This is a genomic window from Poseidonibacter lekithochrous, from assembly GCF_013283835.1.
Taxonomy (GTDB): domain Bacteria; phylum Campylobacterota; class Campylobacteria; order Campylobacterales; family Arcobacteraceae; genus Poseidonibacter; species Poseidonibacter lekithochrous.
On the sequence record NZ_CP054052.1, the window covers coordinates 3,129,701 to 3,147,322 of the forward strand.

Below are 17,622 nucleotides of genomic sequence, written 5' to 3' on the forward strand. Positions count from 1 at the left end.
TTCTATTTTCCTAATGTCTCAAATTTTAATCTTGTATTATCTTTTACACCATTAACAAAAATTGACGGTGTACCACTAACCATAACGTCTTTACCCATTTGGATATCAGAGTTTAATTCACTTTTTACTTTATAAATTGAAATATCTTTTAGTGTGATATTTGTTTTAAATTCAGTGTTAAATGCTTTTAAAATCTTTGCTTCATCTCTTTCGTTAGATTTGAAGTATTTATCCCAATCCATCTCATAAACTCTTAATTCAAGATTTTTGATATTTAGATGTTTAGCAACTTCCATTATTTTTGATAAAGGACCTGCTGCTGGATGTAATTTTAACAAAGGATAATGATAATAGTATAATGCAATTTTATTACTATTTTTATTCACATACTTTATTACATCTGGGATATAATCCATACAAAATGGACATAAAGGATCAGAGAAAACTACTAGTTTATCTTTTGCCTTATGATTTCCAGCAATTAACTTAGATTCATCATAGTAATTAGCTGTCAAATTTGGAGTTACAATATCTTTTAAAGATTTTCCAGTTTTAGCATCTAATAAATCAAGAGCAATATACTCTCCATCAGAGAAAAGTACATCTTTTGCATTAATTACTTTATTAGATTTAACCTTTGCTTCTACATCTAAGATGTACCCATTCCAACCTTTTACTGGTAGTTCTTTTTTTGTAGCTATTTCTACACTTAGAACTTCAATATCAGGGTTCTTTTCTAATCTATTTATTTCAAAATCTATTACATTGTCATCAGCATTTGCAAATAAAAAAGTTGAGCATAAAATGGACGAACATAATAATTTAAAAGCTATCTTCATAAAATATTTCCTTTAACTTCTAGATTTAACTGTAATTTTCTTAACATCAAGTAACTCTTTTGCTTTATTAAGCATAGGAGAGTTAATAATATCGTTTAATTGTAACTCTTTTTGTGAAAGAGTTGGTTTAGCTGTCTTATGCATATCTGCAACACAACCAGAACCCACTTCAACATCTTCAATCATAGAACCAGAATCATTAGAATTATTATTCTCTATTGGCGCTTCATTTTGAATATTTTGTTGTGCTTCCTTAGGAGGGGCTTGAATGACCTTTTTAGGTTTAAGCTTGTCGGGGTTCTTCCTTTTTAAAATCTAGCTCAACTTCGTTTCCAAAGATATCTTGAGCAAATGTTCTTATTAAAGCAAAGTGTTTATATAAGAATTTTCTATCATCACCTTGAGCATAAGAAGCAATTGAAAGTTTATTATCAGTAAAACCTCTGAAAATAAAGTTTTTCTCAAAACATTCACCAAGTGAATAATCTCTATCATAAACTTTTTCAGTTAATTTAATATATAAAACATTCTCTACAACTTCAGTTTTTTTACTTGGTATTGGTTCTTCAACAGGTACAACTTCAACATCTGCACTTGGATTAAATGGTACTTGTTGCTCAACTGCTTGAACTTCAACTTCTTGAGAAACTATTTCTTTTACTGCTTCATCAACTACTGTTTCTAAACTCTCATTAGGTGCAGGTGGAGTTATAAGCTCTTCTTGTTTTTGCTCAACTACTGGTGTTGGCGTTTGCATAGCTTGAGTTTGCTCTGGTACTGGTTGGTTTTCAATAGGTGCAGACATTCCCTCATCAAAAGGATTAGGATAAGACACAGTTTCAATAGCATCTACTAAACCTAAATCTACAAAAGAAGTGGACTCTACTAATACTTCATCAGCTGGTGTTAACTCTTCTATTTTAGTTTCAGGTAAATCATCTGGCATCATAATAGGCTCAGGAATTGGTGTAACACTTGGAGCTGAACTTGGCATATCATCAAAAGGATTAGAGTTAACAACACCTTCAACTACAATATTTTTCAACTCTTCTTCTACTGTTGATCTCTCTTCAATAGGTGTTTCATTTTTTACTTCTTCAACTATCTTTTCTTCAACAATAGGAGCAGAAACAACTGCTTCAGCTTCTTTTACAGGAGTTGGTTCTTGTATTACTGGTGTTGGTTCAACTAGAGGTGCTACAGGAGCCACTGGTGATTGTACTACCATTGGTGCAACATCTTGACTTGGTTCAATTCTTTGAATTTGATTGATAATATCGTCAATAGTTTTAATATCAACAGCTTCTACCATTTTCATTAATGTTAAAATAAGTACAAATCCACCATCAGAATTCATAGCAAGTAATTGTTTTGCATCACTTAAAATTCTAAAGAATCTATCAAATAAAAGTAAATCAAATCTTGTATCTTTTGCTAACATTTTGTGTTTTAAGAAAATTGTCATTTCATCACATACTTGTGATACTTCATAGTTTTCTAACTCTCTTACAATAGTAGTAATGTCACCTTTATTTAATACAACAGTAAATATTTTGTCCATTACTTCAGGGTCAATAAGTCCAAGCATATCAACAACAGCAGATGTAGTTACTTTTCCTTTTGAGAAAATAATAGCTTGGTCAAGCATAGTTAAAGTATCTCTTAAACTTCCTTGTCCAGTTCTTGCTAAAATCTCTAAAGCAGATGATTCATAATCAATATTTTCTTCATTTAAAATATGTGATAAATGATGAATTACATCAGAAGATGCAATTTTATTAAATCTAAAATGCTGAGTTCTTGAAAGAATTGTTGCAGGTAATTTAAGTGGGTCTGTAGTTGCAAGAATAAACTTCACAAATCCAGGAGGTTCTTCTAGTGTTTTTAATAAAGCATTAAATGCTTGAGTAGTAAGCATATGAACTTCATCGATTATAAATACTTTAAATCTAGCAGAACTTGGTTTGTATTTTGTATGCTCAATCAGGTCTTTGATATCATCAATACCTCTATTTGAAGCAGCATCCATTTCTATAATATCCAAGTGTCTATTTGCATTTGCACTTTTACAATTATCACATACTTCACATGGTTTTGAAGTAGGACCCTCAAAACATAATAAAGCTTTTGCCATGATTCTAGCAGTAGAAGTCTTACCACTTCCTCTTAATCCACTGAATAAATATGCGTGAGATAATCTATTTGAATCTAACGCTAATGATAAAGTTTGAGAAACTGTACTTTGACCTACTAAATCTTCAAATCTATGAGGTCTATACTTTAACGCTAAAACTCTTTTTTCCATCATATCACTCATATTTCACATTTCCTAATTATAATTTTTTCATTTTGTTTACTGTTTTCAAATATCATATCTATCATATTTGTATTTATACTTCCAGTATGTAGTATAGAGATGTTAAGATTACCTTCATTCACATGTCCATTTTCACAACTTAGACTTTTTAGTCTCTTTGCAATGGCTGAGCCTGTTTCTATTAGTTTTACTTCATAACCCATAACTTCTTGAATTACATCAGAAACCAAAGGATAATGAGTACAACCTAAAACAATAGTATCTACACTATTTTCTCTCATAGGTTCAAGCCAAGAAGAAAGCATTGATTTTGTTTTTTCATGTAAAACATCACCATTTTCTATCTGCTCAACTAAACCTGGGCATGCTTGCTCAAAAAGAGTAACTTCTTTTTGTTTTGATAACTTATCTACAAGTACTTGGTACTTATCACCATTCAAAGTAGCAGTTGTCGCTAAAACCCCAATCTTTGAAGTTTTTGTTGTTTCAATTGCCGGTTTAATACCAGGTTCTGTTCCTACAACCATTAGAGTTTTTTCAACTTCTCTTAAATACATAATAGATGCAGAAGTTGCTGTATTACAAGCAACTACTAATACATCAATATCATGATTTTCTATTAAAAAATCTGTAATTTGTTTGGAACGTTCTAGTATTTGATTTGTAGTTTTTTGACCATAAGGAGCATAGGCTGTATCCGCCACATAATATATATCTGCACCCTTAAAAATATCTGTAATAGCCCTAACAATTGTTAGACCACCAAGACCAGAATCAAAAACCCCTACTTTCAAATGACACCTTATACTTAATTTATGAGATTATATCAAAAAAGTTATAACTAATATGTTAAAATTAACCTACTTTAAAACCAAAGGCAAGATTTTGTTTTCTCACTTTCATCCATACGAACCATTTTTACACCAAGATACAAAAAAAGTAATAGTAGGAACTCTCCCACCACCTAGATTTTGTACTAAAGAATACAAAATAAATGATGTGCTTTTTTGTTATGGTTCACAAGATGGAATGTTATGGAAAAGCCTTGATAGAATCTATAATTTAAATCTGATTTATAATAACTCACAAGAAGCAGTTAATATGAGAAAAGAGTTTTTAATCTCTAAGAAAATTGGGGTTTGTGATATTGTATCTTCTTGTAAAAGAGAAAAAATAGATGCAAGTGATTTGGGAATGAAAGATATAATATTACGAGATATTCTAGGATATATCAAAGAATATAAAACCATAGATACTCTTATTTTCACAGGTGGGAATTCTAAAAATGGCCCTGAGTATTTTTTGAGACAAGTACTAAAAAAAGAGAAGATTAAATATGAGGTAGTTTCTAGTGAAATACCAAAAGTTCATGAGTTTACATATGATAACAGAGTTATTAGAACTATATCTTTAACATCTCCATCAAATGCTGCTAATAGGTCTATTGGGGCAAATGCTTTATATAAAAGCAAAAAGAGTGAAAACCCAAACTATTCAACTTTTGATTTTAGAGTTGAACAGTATGAGAAAGTTTTTAATTTGTAGTTACTTCGTAAATTGGAAGTTCAATAATAAACTTTGTTCCAAGTTGTGTATTACCAAAAGTAAGATTACCTTTTAAGCTTTTAGTAACGATATTAAAACAGTTATATAATCCAATACCAGTACCTACGTTTTTATCTTTTGTAGTGAAATATGGATTAAAAATTTTGTTTTTAATCTCTTTGGGAATTCCTCCAGCATTATCTTCAATAGTAATTATAATTTTATCTTCTTTTTTTCCTACAGAATATTTTACCCATTTATCTTCTATTTTATTTTCACATAATGCATCTTTTGCATTATTTAAAATAGAGATTAATACTTGAAGTAATTCTCCTGATATTAGTCTAAAAGATATAGATTCTTCTTCAATATTACCTTCAATTATTTTTATCTCAGATACAGCAAAACTAGGCTCAATTATTTGTAAAGCCATTTTCACTCTATCTTGAATAATCACATCTTTTTCTTTGTGACTTTCTTGAATATAGTCTCTAAATTCATCAATAGTTGTAGATAAAAACTGAGTGTTTTCTACTATCTTATTTGCATAAGAACTAAAGTCTTCATTACTTAACATATCATGTTCTTGTTTTATTTTCATACCACTTGCAGCAGTTGAAATAATACTTAAGGGCTGTCGCCATTGGTGGGCAATATTACCAATAAGATCGCCCATTTGAGCCATTTTCATTTGCTCAAATATTTGTTTATCTTTTTTCTTGTTTAAATCTTTTTCTTTTTTAATTCTTTCTTCTAATTTAGAAGCTTTAGAACTTAGTTTTTTATTTTCGTTTTCTAGGTTCATCATATTTATACATGAGTTAATACTCATATTTAATTTTTTTCGTAAGCTTTCATAAATCGATTCTAAAAAAGAAAAGTCAGAATCTTTCTCATAAGAGCAGACCATTAGACCTTTTTCTAATTTGTATAATAAAAGATTAAATACTTCATCATATTTATATATATTAATTTTATTTTCATTTGTTTGTTGAAGTAAGTTATTCACATCATAATCTATTGTTTTACCAAGTGATGCGATATTTTTATTATGTTTATTATCAAGAAGATAGAAACTAGCATAAGTAGCTTTTGTTTCATCTATAAAAGTTTCTAAGGTTTCGCCAATCATCTCATCAAGCTTCAAACTGTTTCCAATTGAGTTTTGACATTTATACGAAATCGATAGTTCGTTCAATTCAAATATCCTTAAAAAATAAGTTAATTACTTATTAAATACTGTTTTTTTGGGGTGTTATATAATAAAAAATACAATTTGATAAATAGTAGCGAAAAAAGTTTAAGAGAAGTATAGAGAAAAGGGGAATTTTAGAACTTGCAATACAAAAAATCGCAAGTTCTAAAGAATTATATTAGAAAGCTTCTACAATAGAACCTTTGTATTTGTCATTAATAAAGTTTCTAATCTCATTTGAGTTTAATACTTCATTTAATGCTTTGATGTAATCTTTGTTTTCATTACCTTCTTTTACAACAAGAATGTTTGCATAAGGAGAGTTTTTAGATTCAATTACTAAAGCATCTTTTAATGGATTTAAATTAGCAGCTAAAGCATAGTTAGTATTAATAACAGCAGCATCTACTTCATCTAAAACTCTTGGTAATTGAGGAGCATCTAACTCTTTGATTTGGAAGTTTCTTGGATTCTTATCAATATCAAGTGCAGTTTTAAATTTAACATCTTTGAAAGTTAATAAACCTTGTTCTTCTAAAATATTTAATGCTCTACTTTCATTTGTAGGATCATTAGGAACTGCAATTGTAGCACCATCTTTTAATTCATTTAATGCTTCAATTTTCTTAGAGTAAACACCCATTGGTTCTAAGTGAACATTAACAGTTTTTACTAATTTAGTATTTTTGTTTTTGTTAAACTCTTCTAAGTATGGTAAATGTTGGAAAAAGTTAGCGTCAAGTTCACCTTCATCAACAGCAATGTTTGGTGTAACATAATCAGTAAATTCAACGATTTGTAATTCATAACCTTTAGCTTTTAATAAAGTTTGTGCAATCTCTAAGATCTCTGAATGAGGAACTGGAGTAGCTCCAACTTTAATAACTGTTTTTTTCTCTACTTTTGATTCTTTTGAATCAGTACAAGCTGTAAATGCTAATGCAACAACAGCAACTAATGCTAATTTTAAAATATTTTTAAACATATATATTCTCCTTATTTTTTTGTAATTTTGTATAAATAGTCACCAAAACTTTGGCAGACTTGTACTAATGCAATTAAGATTAATACAGTGTAAATCATAGTATCTGTTTGGAATCTGTAGTAACCATATTTAATAGCTACATCTCCAAGACCTCCACCACCAACAGCTCCAGCCATTGCTGAGAAACCAATAACAGTAATTAATGTTAAAGTAATTGCTGAAATAATTGCAGGTAATGCTTCTATTAACATCACTTTGAAAATGATTTGAAAATCACTAGCCCCAAAAGACTTAGCAGCTTCAACAACACCTTTATCTACCTCTTTTAATGCACTTTCAATAAGTCTTGCAATAAAAGGAGCAGCTCCAATAGTTAGAGGAATAATAGCAGCACTTGTACCAATACTTTTTCCAATTAAAAACTTTGTAACAGGGAAAAGAACAATCATTAAAATAATAAAAGGAAAAGATCTTAAAGTATTAATTACAACATCTAATATTGAATATACTTTTAGATTTTCTCTTAATCCACCTTTTGATGTTAAAATCAGAATAATTGCTAAGAAAAATCCAATAACAACAGCAAAAAATGTCGAAACTAATGACATATAAACAGTTTCACCTAATGCAGGTAATAAAATATCAACCATTATAATACCTCCCAAATAATTTCATGTTCTTTTATATAGTTCGTAACTTTTTCTTTATCACTTTGTTTAATATTAATAACCATATTTCCAACAATATGAGTATTAATTTCTTCAAGTTTTCCCCATACAATATTAAAGTCCATATCTAACTCTCTTGCCATTTTTGTAATAAATGATTGGAAAGCATTATCTTTTGGGAAATAAATTTTAATATTTACTCCATCCTCTGGAACTACTTCTGTTTCACCTAAAAATTCTTTCATTTTCTCATCAGGTTTCAAAAACAACTCTTCAGTATCATCAAAACCAATAATATTTCCATGCTCTAATAAAAGAGCTTTTTGAGCAATTTGTTTTACAACTTCCATTTCATGTGTAACTAAAACAATTGTAATATTTAGTTTTTCATTAATCTCTTTTAATAAATTTAAAATAGATGTAGTTGTATTTGGGTCAAGTGCTGATGTTGCTTCATCTGAAAGTAAAACTTCTGGATCCAAAGTCAAAGCTCTTGCAATTGCAACTCTTTGTTTTTGTCCACCACTTAATTCACTAGGATATGATTGAAGTTTTTCATCTAATCCAACTAATGATAATAAATCTTTTACTTTTTTAGAAATTTCATCTTTACTGTATCCCCAAAGTTGCATTGGTAAAGCAACATTTTCAAATACAGTTTTTCTTTGAATTAATGAAAAGTGTTGAAATATCATTCCAATATTTTTTCTAAATTCTCTTAATTCATTTTTCTTAAGAGTTTTAATCTCTTTATTGTTAACTTGTAATGAACCATCACTATAATCTTCAAGTCCATTAATACATCTCATTAATGTAGATTTTCCTGCACCACTGTGTCCAACAATGGCAAAAATCTCACCTTTTTTAATATCAATAGAAATATTATTTAAAACTTTTACGTCACCATAGTGCTTATTCAGATTTTTAATATTTATCAATTTTTGTCCTTATTCGTGATGCAATAGTATTAAAAAATGAATAAAAGATGTGTTAAAGAAGACATTTAAATGTAATTTTATGCAATTTTAATGAAGATTTATAGGAAATAAAATTGACTATATTACTATAGTATTTGGAATAACTAGTATTATTTATTTAAAGATGTGAGGATTTATGTATTAGGTATAAAAAAAGAGAAGTTAAAAACTTCTCTTTTCTATTCGTTCATTCCAGCGAAGAAAGCTTCGTTGTTTGGAGTTTTTTGCATTTTTGAATATAAGAATTTAAGTGCTTCAACTTCATCCATAGATGCAATAGCATTTCTAAGAATCCAAGTTTTTTGTAACACTTCAGGAGTAAGAAGTAATTCTTCTTTTCTAGTACCTGATTTAATAATATCAAGTGCTGGATAAACTCTTTTGTTAGCTGCATTTCTAGATAATACAACTTCTGAGTTTCCTGTTCCTTTGAATTCTTCAAAGATAACTTCATCCATTTTAGAACCAGTTTCAATTAATGCAGTTGAGATAATAGTTAAAGAACCACCCTCTTCAATATTTCTAGCAGCACCAAAGAATCTTTTTGGTTTATGTAAAGCATTTGCATCAACCCCACCTGAAAGTACTTTTCCAGAACTTGGTGTTACAGTATTATATGCTCTTGCTAATCTTGTAATAGAATCTAATAAGATAACTACATCTTTTTTCATTTCTACAAGTCTTTTTGCTTTTTCAATTACGATTTCAGCAACTCTAACATGATTATGTGCAGGTAAATCAAAAGTAGATGAATAAACTTCACCTTTAACACTTCTTTGCATATCAGTAACCTCTTCAGGTCTTTCATCAATTAATAGTACCATTAAAGATACTTCAGGATGATTTTTACTAATACCATGAGCTAGCTCTTTTAATAACTCGGTTTTACCAGTTTTAGGAGGAGCAACAATAAGACCTCTTTGCCCTTTACCCATAGGAGCAAATAAATCTAACATTCTTCCTGTCATTCTTTTAGAATCATACTCAAAACTAAATCTTTCAGTTGAGTATAAAGGAGTTAAGTTGTCAAATAATGGTCTGTTTTTTGATGCTTTGATTGGTAAGTAGTTAATTGCTTCAATTTTAAGTAAAGCGTTGTATTTTTCACTTTCTTTGTTTGGAGGTCTAACTTGTCCAGTTACGATATCTCCTGTTCTTAGTGCAAATTTTCTAATTTGAGTAGCACTTACATAAGAATCATTTGATGTATCTGAGAAGTTACCATCGATTGCCCTTAAGAATCCAAATCCACCTTCTTTAATCTCTAAAATACCAGTGAATAAAATAAATCCACCTGCATCAATTTGATTTTTAAGAATCGAGAACATTAAATCTTGTCTTTTAAGTTCTTGTGGGTTTTCTACATCTAATTCTTTTGCAATATCTAGAAGTTGCTCAAGTGGTAGTTCTCTAAGTTGTTCAATTTTGTATCCCTCAACAGGAATGTGCGTTCTTGTTTTTCTAGCAGTAGTAGCTTTTGCTTTGCTCTGAGTTTTTGACTCTTCCATGAGTAATGTTAACCTTTTTTGATTTTACATATCATATATGTAGTAGTTTATTTGTAGTTTTTGTAGTTTTTTTAATTAGTAATAGCGTAATTGTAGTCTTTATTTAGATATTTGTCAATTAAATTGAAATAAGCATAAAAAAAGGTGCCAAAAATTGACACCTTATATAAGTATAGTATAGTTAAACTATTCTAATATTATAAATCACCTTCGTGTTTACCTAAGTACTCAGCTACACCTTCAGTAGAAGCTTTCATACCTTCGTCACCTTTATTCCAACCAGCAGGACAAACTTCACCGTGCTCGTTAGTAAATAACATAGTATCTACCATTCTAATCATTTCGTCAATGTTTCTTCCTAATGGTAAGTCATTGATTACTGCGTGTCTAACTGTTCCGTCTTTGTCAATTAAGAAAGAACCTCTTAAAGCTACTGCATCACCAAATAATACATCGTAATCTCTAGAGATTTGCTTAGATAAATCTGCAACTAATGGGTAAGAAATTCTTCCGATTCCACCATTATTAACGTCAGTTTCTCTCCATGCGAAGTGTGAGAATTGTGAATCAACAGAAACACCAATTACATTAACACCTCTAGATGTAAATTCTTCAATTCTTTTTGAGAATGCAATGATTTCAGATGGACATACAAAAGTAAAGTCTAATGGATAAAAGAATAATACTGCACCATTTTCACCGATATTTTCATATAAATTAAAATCTTCTACAATTTGACCGTCTGCAAGTACAGCTGTTGCTGTAAAATCTGGAGCTTTTTTAGTTACTAACATTTTATTTCCTTTGATTATTTTTAAATTGTTGCCGTAATTATATACTAAATTTTTTTAAAATAAACTACAAGTTTCCTTAAATTTTAAAATTTGTATAATTTTTATCTTAAGATAAATTTTATCCTTAACTAGTTCTTTTTTTTAAGTTTTCTATAAAATCAATACAATAATCATTATCATTTTTAATATGCTAAATAGTGACTGTTTCGATTTTACCGTACTTCTGCTCTCTCACTTGATAAATTTTCTCTTTTAAAGAAAATTTTATATTTACTGTGATAAAGTTTTATAAATTTTAAATAGGAGATATACTATGGCAGTAAAAATTACTGATATCTGTATTAGCTGTGACGCATGTTTAGACGAGTGTCCAGTAGAAGCAATTGTTGATAACGACGATAACCCAACTGGTGAAGATACTTATTACGTATACGCTGATAAATGTGTTGAGTGTGTAGGACACAATGACGAACCAGCATGTGCTGAAGCATGTCCAACTGAGGGATGTATCCAATGGGACGAAGTTGGTTCTGGATCAGTTGAAAAAGATGACAGAGGTGAGCCAAATACACCTGTTGTTGAAGACTAATTTTTAGTTAAAACTTAACAAATATTTATTCAAAAGGTAAGTAGTATTTTTTACTACTTGCCTTTTTTTATTTAATTAGGTATAATCCGCGACTTAAAAAAATATTAGGGATAAATATGGAACAAACACTTTCAATCATCAAACCTGACGCGGTAGCTAAAAACGTTGTTGGTCAAATCTTATCAAGATTTGAAGCAGCAGACTTAAGAGTAGCAGCAACTAAAAAAATGCAATTAAGCAAAGCAGATGCAGAAGCATTCTATGCAGTACACGCTGAGAGACCATTCTTTGGTGACTTAGTATCTTTCATGATTTCTGGACCAGTTGTTGTAACTGTTTTAGAAGGTGAAAATGCAATGTCTAAAAATAGAGACTTAATGGGTGCTACTAATCCTAAAGAAGCTGAAGCTGGTACAATTAGAGCAGATTTCGCTGAATCTATTGATGCAAATGCAGTACATGGTTCTGATTCTGTTGAGAATGCAGCAAACGAAATTAAATTCTTCTTCTCTGACAGAGAAATTTGTTAATAATTAGTTAATTAAACTAGTTTACAATGAAAATAGAATTTAAAAAAGTACCTCAAAGCCCCAAAGAATTCAGCTCCGTGCTTGATTCAGTAGAAATTTCAGGTACTTTTTGTAAAATATCGCAATCGTTAGTAAAAATTGATGCAGTATTAAATGGTAATACTACTATTGATTGTTGCAGATGTGGTATTACTGATAGCATTACTATTAATGAAAAGGCTAACTTTTTATTAAGTGATGGTATTTATCAAGATACTGAATCGGAAGATTTAGTAATAGAAATAGACAATAGTATTATCGATTTTGATGAAATCATCGGAAGTGAAATTGAGTCAATAAAAAGTGATTACTATCTTTGTGACAAATGTACGCAAGATAATGATTACGAACAAGAATTTTAAGGAGAATAATTATGGCAGTACCTAAGAGAAGAGTATCTCATTCAAGAGCAGCGAAAAGAAGAACTCATTATAAAATAACTTTAAAGAAACCAGTTAAAGATAGTGATGGTTCTTGGAAAATGCCTCATATGGTTAACCCAAACACTGGTGAATACAAGAACTAATGTATAAAATAGCAATAGATGCAATGGGTGGGGACTTCGGTCCTGAACCTATTATAGAGGGACTTATTGCAGCTTTAAAACAAAACAATAACTTCACTGCTATTGCAGTTGGTAAAAAAGATGAATTAGTATCTTTAATACCAAATAACTTTCTATCAAGAATTGAGATATTAGATACAGATGATGTAATTAGTATGAGCGATTCTGCTACAGATGCACTTAAAAGAAAAGAATCTACAATTTATAAAGCTATTGAATTAGTAAGAGATGGTAATGCTGATGCAATCGTATCTGCTGGACACTCTGGTGCTTCAATGTCTTTAGCAACACTTAGAATCGGAAGAATTAAGGGTGTATCAAGACCTGCTATTGCAACACTTATGCCTACAAGCGAAAATCAAAATACTTTAGTATTAGACGTTGGAGCAAATGTAGACAGTGACGCTAAAAATCTATTCGAATTTGCTATTATGGGACAAGTTTATGCAGAAGATGTATTAAACTTAGATGATCCAATTGTTGGATTATTATCTAATGGTGAAGAAGAAAGTAAAGGTAATGAAGTTACTAAAGAAGCTTATGGCTTAATATCTAAAATTCCTAATTTCGCAGGTAATGTTGAAGGTAGTGATATCTTCAAAGGAACAGTAGATGTTGTTGTTTGTGATGGTTTTGTAGGAAATATCCTATTGAAAACAGCTGAGGGTGTTGCAGACACTATTGGCCAAATCATCAAGAAAAATTTAAAAAGATCTCTAATCTCTATAGCTGGTGCAGTTCTTATGAGAAAAGTATTTAAGAACTTAAAAGTTAGAGTTGATTATGCTGAATATGGTGGAGCTCCTTTACTTGGAGTTAAAGCCCCTGTAATTATTGCACATGGTAAATCTAATCCTAAAGCAATTCAGAATGCGATTTTCCAAGCAATTACAGCAGCAAGTTCAAACCTTAACGGTGATATTGAAGAGAGATTAGCTCAATATAGTAAATAATTTTTTATTTGCTATATATTTAAGGATATGTAAATGACATATGCAGCTTTTAGATCTATTGGAGCTTACGTTCCTCCAAAGATTATGACAAATGCAGATTTTGAAAAAATCATTGATACAAGTGATGAATGGATTACAAAAAGAACAGGAATCAAAGAAAGAAGAATCTCGGAAGAGAATGAAGCTTCTTCTGATTTAGGTGCTAAAGCAGCAGCTCAAGCAATTGAGCGATCTGGACTTGCTAAAGAAGATATTGATTTAGTAATTTGTGCTACAGTAACTCCTGACTATTTATGTATGCCTTCAACGGCTTGTTTAATTGCTTCAAAACTGGATTTACCTCCTGTTCAAGCATTTGATGTTAGTGCAGCTTGTACTGGTTTTGTTTATGCAACATCAGTAGCAAAAGCATTTATTGAATCAGGAATGAAAAAAAATGTTCTAATTGTTGGAGCAGAAACGTACACTTCTATTTTAGATTACACTGATAGAGCTACTTGTTTTATTTTCGGTGATGGTGCCGGTGCAGCTATTATATCTGCAACAGAAGATAAATCAGAAGCAATTATCGATGTAAATTGTTCAAGTGATGGAAACTACGATGATTTAATTAAAACTCCAGGTGGAGGAAGTAAACATCCATGTTCTCAAGAAGTACTTGATGCTAAAATGGCTTGTATTAGAATGAAAGGTAATGAAACTTTCAAACTAGCTGTTAAAACTTTAACATCTGATGTTCAAGTAATGATGGAAAAACATAATATCTCAAATGATGATATTGACCATTTTATCCCACATCAAGCAAACTATAGAATTATTAGCGCTGTAGGAAAAGCATTAGGATTAAATGATGAGCAAACTGTTGTTACTGTTGATAAATACGGTAACACTTCAGCTGCTTCAATTCCAATGGCAATGAACTATGCTTATGAGCAAGGAAAAATTAAAAAGGGTGATACAATTTTATTTGACGCCTTTGGTGGTGGATTAACTTGGGGATCAGCTTTATTCCCATTCGCTCCAAAAAACTAGTTTATAAAAGGGCTTAAACCCTTTTATTTACGTACTCTAAATCTAAATAAACAATCTAATCTTTAAACTTTTAATCTAATTATAAATTTAGCTCCATTATTTGAGTTCTCAATATTTATATTTCCATTCATATTATTTTCAATAATCATTTTAGTCATATAAAGACCTATTCCCGTACCTTGAGATTGGTGCTTTGTAGTAAAATATGGATCGAAGATTTTACCTATGATTTCTTCATCAATTCCACCAGCATTATCTAAAAGTGATATTTCAATATAATCATTTTCAGCTCTTACATCTATATCTATACTAGGATTTTCTACTGCTCTTAAAATTAATACATCTTTTGCATTGGTAATAATATTTAGTAAGGCTTGTGAAAACTCATTTTTAAAGCTTATAAGGCTTAGATTTTCATCACTGTAATTTCTATTAACTTTTATATTTGCATGCTTTAGGGCTGAATTAACGATGAATAAAGCACTATTGATACTATCTTTTATTAAAAATTCTTCTTTTTGTTTTTCTGGTTTATAATAGTTTCTAAAATCTTCAATTGTTTTAGACATAAAATCAATAATTGAATTTCCATCTTTTATTTTACAAAGAAGTTTATCACTAGTTAATTTACCTTTTTCATTATAAGCATCAAGATACATAAGTATTGCACTTAATTGCATCAAAGGTTGTCTCCATTGATGTGCAATATTACCAATCATCTCTCCAAGCATTGCAAGTTTTGATTGCTGAAGTAAAAGTTGTTCATTTTTTTCTTTCTCTTCTAAAGCATTTTTTTGAACTTCTAATCTATGTCCAATCTCTTTTTCAACCATCTCTTCAAGGTTTTTATTTATCTGTTTTAACTCTTCTTCATTTTCATTTATCTTTTTTATTAAAAAAGAGAAGAAATAATTAACAATAATGGCAGCAAGAATAAATAAAACTATACTTGTAATAATTGATTCTCTAACTGTAGATATAAAAGCTTTTTTATCTTTTGTAATATCTAAAAAGAAAATTGCACTAGCAATATCTTCATTTTTAAAGTTTTTTAAACTCATAATCTTTTTTACATAAAAACCATCTTCAAAATTAACCACTGGTTTATCATGTTCTTCTTCACACTTTATTGCCATTTGATTAAAAAAATCACTATTTTTATATTTATTTAAAAACACATCATTATTTTTATTTTTATCTCTTGTAAAAAGAATTCCATTACTATTATCAAAGTCTTTTACACTTTGTAAGAAATATCTTGAATCAATTGTATAAGCAACATAAGATTCTATATTTGCACTATTTTTTACAGGAACAATAACTTTATAAAAAATATCATTTTGTGAAACTACAATATCTAAAAAGCTTTTTCCTTTTAATACTTCACTAGTATATTTTGTTGATATTTTTTCTTTTTCAAAATTTACTATTTTTATATCTTTTAGGAATTTATCATTTTTTATTAATTCTAAAGCGATATTTTCATTTTTATTAATATATATAGTTTGTAATTCATAAAATTTAATTAACTCTTTTTTAAAAAATTCATTGTAATTGTCAAAGTTCTTTTTGTAATTAGTTTCAATTTGATTTAGGTAGTTTTTATTAGATATTCTATTTTGGAAATATAAAGTAAGAAGAAGAATTGAGATTAGCAAAAGTATAAAGTATATACTTTTGTGTTTAATACATATTCCTGATTTAAACATTGTTAAGCTCCAGTTTGTACCCAATTTTGGATACATTTCTTATAAGTTCTTTGGAGGTTTTTTTTCGTAAATCTTTTATCAATGACTTTAAAGCATCCATACTTACTGGATCTTCCCAAACATGATACTCTATACTCTCGTAAGTTAGTACTTTATTTTTATTTTCAATTAAAAGATTTAACAGTAATCTCTCTTTTTTGTTTAATGATATCTCACCATCACTCTTAATAATTGTTTGTTTAGTATAGTTAAACTTTATCTCATTATTAAGATACAAAACTTCATCATTTTTATTTTGTAATAATTCAACACAAGAATTCAAAGCGTCTAATAAGGCATCTTTATCAAAAGGTTTTACTAGATATTTTGTAATATATAATTCAACAGCATTCATTAAATACTCTTTTTCTGTATGAGCTGTCATAATAATTACTGGAATATTTATATCTTTTTGCCTAATCTCTTTTAATGCACTTAATCCATCTTTATGAGGCATATTAATATCTAATAAAAGAATTGAAGGCTTATATGTTTCATATAACTCTATAGCTTCTTTTCCATCATTAGCAGTTATTACTTTATTCACATATAGTTCTAAAACTTCTGTAACTGTTTGTAATATTGCATTTTCATCTTCTGCGTACAATACTGTTAAATCTTCTAATTTCATTTCTACTCTTTTATTAACAAAAGCACAAGGCTTTTGTTAATTTACTTTTTTTGCTTCAATATCAGCAGTGATTTTTACTTTTTCACCTAAAAGTAATCCACCCGAATCTAATAATTTATTTGCTTTTAATCCAAAATCAACTCTATTGATTTTAGCTTCTAATGAGAATCCTAATTTAGTATTTCCCCATGGATCTTTTACAACTCCATTATTTTCATAATCGAACTCAACTTTTTTAGTAATACCTTTAATAGTTAAGTTTGCAATCATCATATCATCTTTGATTTCAACTAATTCAAAAGACATATTTGGGAATTTTTTTACATCGAAGTAATCTGATTCTTTTAAATGAGCATCTCTTTTTTCATTTTGTGTGTTTACAGAGTTTACATCAACTTTACTTTTTAAAACTTTTAACTGTTTTGTTTTTTCATCATATTCAATATTTGCATCAAATTTATCAAAAGTACCATATACATTTGTAATTGATAAGTGTTTGATTTTAAAACCTAATTTTGAGTGACCTGCATCTAAGGCATAAGTTCCTGCGAATAATGTAGAACCTGCAATTAATAATCCTGCTAATACTTTTTTCATCGTTAACCTTTTTGTTTGACATGATGAAAGTATAAAAATAAATCGAGGGAAAAAAGGGGGAATTATAAGTATTCATCTTTAATTGATATTTTATATAATATAATTATTTT

Annotated in this window: 20 protein-coding genes; 7 read left to right on the forward strand and 13 right to left on the reverse strand. The window is 29.1% G+C overall.

What is annotated here, in order from left to right:
- Positions 1 to 2: 2 nt before the first annotated feature.
- The 4 genes from ALEK_RS15140 to murI form a co-directional block, all read right to left on the reverse strand.
- A complete protein-coding gene (locus tag ALEK_RS15140) occupies positions 3 to 839 on the reverse strand; it encodes a DsbA family protein (RefSeq protein WP_071627582.1) in 837 nt (278 codons plus the stop codon).
- A gap of 12 nt (positions 840 to 851) precedes the next feature.
- Entirely contained in the window at positions 852 to 1,025 is a 174-nt protein-coding gene (locus ALEK_RS15145; protein ID WP_164072453.1) for a hypothetical protein, read from the reverse strand.
- Between the two features lie 97 nt (positions 1,026 to 1,122).
- Positions 1,123 to 3,156, reverse strand: coding sequence for a DNA polymerase III subunit gamma/tau (locus ALEK_RS15150; RefSeq protein ID WP_228146303.1), 2,034 nt, complete (start codon positions 3,154 to 3,156; stop codon positions 1,123 to 1,125).
- Complete coding sequence (murI, locus tag ALEK_RS15155) at positions 3,153 to 3,950, reverse strand: glutamate racemase (RefSeq protein ID WP_071627581.1); 798 nt, start codon at positions 3,948 to 3,950, stop codon at positions 3,153 to 3,155. The genes ALEK_RS15150 and murI overlap by 4 nt, the downstream gene beginning before the upstream one ends.
- A gap of 91 nt (positions 3,951 to 4,041) precedes the next feature.
- Between murI and ALEK_RS15160 the strand changes: the two genes are divergently transcribed.
- On the forward strand, positions 4,042 to 4,701 hold the full coding sequence (locus ALEK_RS15160) for a uracil-DNA glycosylase family protein (protein WP_071627580.1): 660 nt from the start codon (positions 4,042 to 4,044) through the stop codon (positions 4,699 to 4,701).
- Here the strand turns inward: ALEK_RS15160 and ALEK_RS15165 are convergent.
- The 6 genes from ALEK_RS15165 to ALEK_RS15190 all read right to left on the reverse strand — a co-directional run bounded on the left by ALEK_RS15165 (position 4,691) and on the right by ALEK_RS15190 (position 10,828).
- A complete protein-coding gene (locus ALEK_RS15165; protein ID WP_164072452.1) occupies positions 4,691 to 5,899 on the reverse strand; it encodes a sensor histidine kinase in 1,209 nt (402 codons plus the stop codon). The two genes, ALEK_RS15160 and ALEK_RS15165, sit on opposite strands and share 11 nt — an antisense overlap.
- 175 nt (positions 5,900 to 6,074) lie before the next feature.
- Positions 6,075 to 6,881 (reverse strand): MetQ/NlpA family ABC transporter substrate-binding protein, encoded by an 807-nt coding sequence (locus ALEK_RS15170; RefSeq protein WP_071627578.1) that lies wholly within the window; start codon positions 6,879 to 6,881, stop codon positions 6,075 to 6,077.
- An 11-nt stretch (positions 6,882 to 6,892) separates the two neighbouring features.
- Positions 6,893 to 7,531 (reverse strand): methionine ABC transporter permease, encoded by a 639-nt coding sequence (locus ALEK_RS15175; RefSeq protein WP_071627577.1) that lies wholly within the window; start codon positions 7,529 to 7,531, stop codon positions 6,893 to 6,895.
- Complete coding sequence (locus ALEK_RS15180; protein ID WP_071627576.1) at positions 7,531 to 8,487, reverse strand: methionine ABC transporter ATP-binding protein; 957 nt, start codon at positions 8,485 to 8,487, stop codon at positions 7,531 to 7,533. The genes ALEK_RS15175 and ALEK_RS15180 overlap by 1 nt, the downstream gene beginning before the upstream one ends.
- A gap of 218 nt (positions 8,488 to 8,705) precedes the next feature.
- Positions 8,706 to 10,034 carry a transcription termination factor Rho gene (rho, locus tag ALEK_RS15185; protein ID WP_071627575.1) on the reverse strand — a complete coding sequence of 443 codons (1,329 nt, stop codon included), beginning with the start codon at positions 10,032 to 10,034 and terminating at the stop codon, positions 8,706 to 8,708.
- Between the two features lie 197 nt (positions 10,035 to 10,231).
- Positions 10,232 to 10,828, reverse strand: coding sequence for a peroxiredoxin (locus ALEK_RS15190; protein WP_071627574.1), 597 nt, complete (start codon positions 10,826 to 10,828; stop codon positions 10,232 to 10,234).
- A gap of 313 nt (positions 10,829 to 11,141) precedes the next feature.
- Here ALEK_RS15190 and ALEK_RS15195 point away from each other — a divergent pair, with 313 nt between their 5' ends.
- The 6 genes from ALEK_RS15195 to ALEK_RS15220 all read left to right on the forward strand — a co-directional run bounded on the left by ALEK_RS15195 (position 11,142) and on the right by ALEK_RS15220 (position 14,536).
- On the forward strand, positions 11,142 to 11,417 hold the full coding sequence (locus tag ALEK_RS15195; RefSeq protein ID WP_071627573.1) for an NADH-quinone oxidoreductase subunit I: 276 nt from the start codon (positions 11,142 to 11,144) through the stop codon (positions 11,415 to 11,417).
- A 116-nt stretch (positions 11,418 to 11,533) separates the two neighbouring features.
- A complete protein-coding gene (gene ndk, locus ALEK_RS15200) occupies positions 11,534 to 11,947 on the forward strand; it encodes a nucleoside-diphosphate kinase (protein ID WP_071627572.1) in 414 nt (137 codons plus the stop codon).
- Positions 11,948 to 12,024: 77 nt separating this feature from the next.
- A complete protein-coding gene (locus ALEK_RS15205; protein ID WP_228146302.1) occupies positions 12,025 to 12,348 on the forward strand; it encodes a hypothetical protein in 324 nt (107 codons plus the stop codon).
- An 11-nt stretch (positions 12,349 to 12,359) separates the two neighbouring features.
- Positions 12,360 to 12,512, forward strand: coding sequence for a 50S ribosomal protein L32 (gene rpmF / locus ALEK_RS15210; RefSeq protein WP_066160132.1), 153 nt, complete (start codon positions 12,360 to 12,362; stop codon positions 12,510 to 12,512).
- Positions 12,512 to 13,504: a phosphate acyltransferase PlsX gene (gene plsX, locus ALEK_RS15215; protein WP_071627570.1), complete on the forward strand. Its 993-nt coding sequence runs from the start codon at positions 12,512 to 12,514 to the stop codon at positions 13,502 to 13,504. Before rpmF ends, plsX begins: the two co-directional genes overlap by 1 nt.
- Before the next feature lie 33 nt (positions 13,505 to 13,537).
- Positions 13,538 to 14,536, forward strand: coding sequence for a beta-ketoacyl-ACP synthase III (locus tag ALEK_RS15220; protein ID WP_071627569.1), 999 nt, complete (start codon positions 13,538 to 13,540; stop codon positions 14,534 to 14,536).
- 62 nt (positions 14,537 to 14,598) lie between these two features.
- On the opposite strand, the gene ALEK_RS15225 is transcribed toward ALEK_RS15220, so the two are convergent.
- Genes ALEK_RS15225 through ALEK_RS15235 form a run of 3 tightly spaced genes read right to left on the reverse strand, consistent with a single transcriptional unit; the run spans position 14,599 to position 17,512 of the window.
- On the reverse strand, positions 14,599 to 16,245 hold the full coding sequence (locus tag ALEK_RS15225; protein ID WP_071627568.1) for a sensor histidine kinase: 1,647 nt from the start codon (positions 16,243 to 16,245) through the stop codon (positions 14,599 to 14,601).
- Positions 16,238 to 16,915, reverse strand: a complete 678-nt coding sequence (locus tag ALEK_RS15230; RefSeq protein ID WP_071627567.1) for a response regulator transcription factor — start codon at positions 16,913 to 16,915, stop codon at positions 16,238 to 16,240. The genes ALEK_RS15225 and ALEK_RS15230 overlap by 8 nt, the downstream gene beginning before the upstream one ends.
- A gap of 36 nt (positions 16,916 to 16,951) precedes the next feature.
- Positions 16,952 to 17,512, reverse strand: coding sequence for a YceI family protein (locus ALEK_RS15235; protein ID WP_071627566.1), 561 nt, complete (start codon positions 17,510 to 17,512; stop codon positions 16,952 to 16,954).
- Positions 17,513 to 17,622: the final 110 nt, after the last annotated feature.

Coding starts and splice junctions, on each gene's coding strand:
- ALEK_RS15140 (WP_071627582.1), bottom strand. CDS start 839: ATGAAGATAGCTTTTAAATTATTATGTTCGTCCATTTTATGCTCAACT.
- ALEK_RS15145 (WP_164072453.1), bottom strand. CDS start 1,025: ATGATTGAAGATGTTGAAGTGGGTTCTGGTTGTGTTGCAGATATGCAT.
- ALEK_RS15150 (WP_228146303.1), bottom strand. CDS start 3,156: ATGAGTGATATGATGGAAAAAAGAGTTTTAGCGTTAAAGTATAGACCT.
- ALEK_RS15170 (WP_071627578.1), bottom strand. CDS start 6,881: ATGTTTAAAAATATTTTAAAATTAGCATTAGTTGCTGTTGTTGCATTA.
- ALEK_RS15175 (WP_071627577.1), bottom strand. CDS start 7,531: ATGGTTGATATTTTATTACCTGCATTAGGTGAAACTGTTTATATGTCA.
- rho (WP_071627575.1), bottom strand. CDS start 10,034: ATGGAAGAGTCAAAAACTCAGAGCAAAGCAAAAGCTACTACTGCTAGA.
- ALEK_RS15190 (WP_071627574.1), bottom strand. CDS start 10,828: ATGTTAGTAACTAAAAAAGCTCCAGATTTTACAGCAACAGCTGTACTT.
- ALEK_RS15195 (WP_071627573.1), top strand. CDS start 11,142: ATGGCAGTAAAAATTACTGATATCTGTATTAGCTGTGACGCATGTTTA.
- ndk (WP_071627572.1), top strand. CDS start 11,534: ATGGAACAAACACTTTCAATCATCAAACCTGACGCGGTAGCTAAAAAC.
- rpmF (WP_066160132.1), top strand. CDS start 12,360: ATGGCAGTACCTAAGAGAAGAGTATCTCATTCAAGAGCAGCGAAAAGA.
- plsX (WP_071627570.1), top strand. CDS start 12,512: ATGTATAAAATAGCAATAGATGCAATGGGTGGGGACTTCGGTCCTGAA.
- ALEK_RS15220 (WP_071627569.1), top strand. CDS start 13,538: ATGACATATGCAGCTTTTAGATCTATTGGAGCTTACGTTCCTCCAAAG.
- ALEK_RS15225 (WP_071627568.1), bottom strand. CDS start 16,245: ATGTTTAAATCAGGAATATGTATTAAACACAAAAGTATATACTTTATA.
- ALEK_RS15230 (WP_071627567.1), bottom strand. CDS start 16,915: ATGAAATTAGAAGATTTAACAGTATTGTACGCAGAAGATGAAAATGCA.
- ALEK_RS15235 (WP_071627566.1), bottom strand. CDS start 17,512: ATGAAAAAAGTATTAGCAGGATTATTAATTGCAGGTTCTACATTATTC.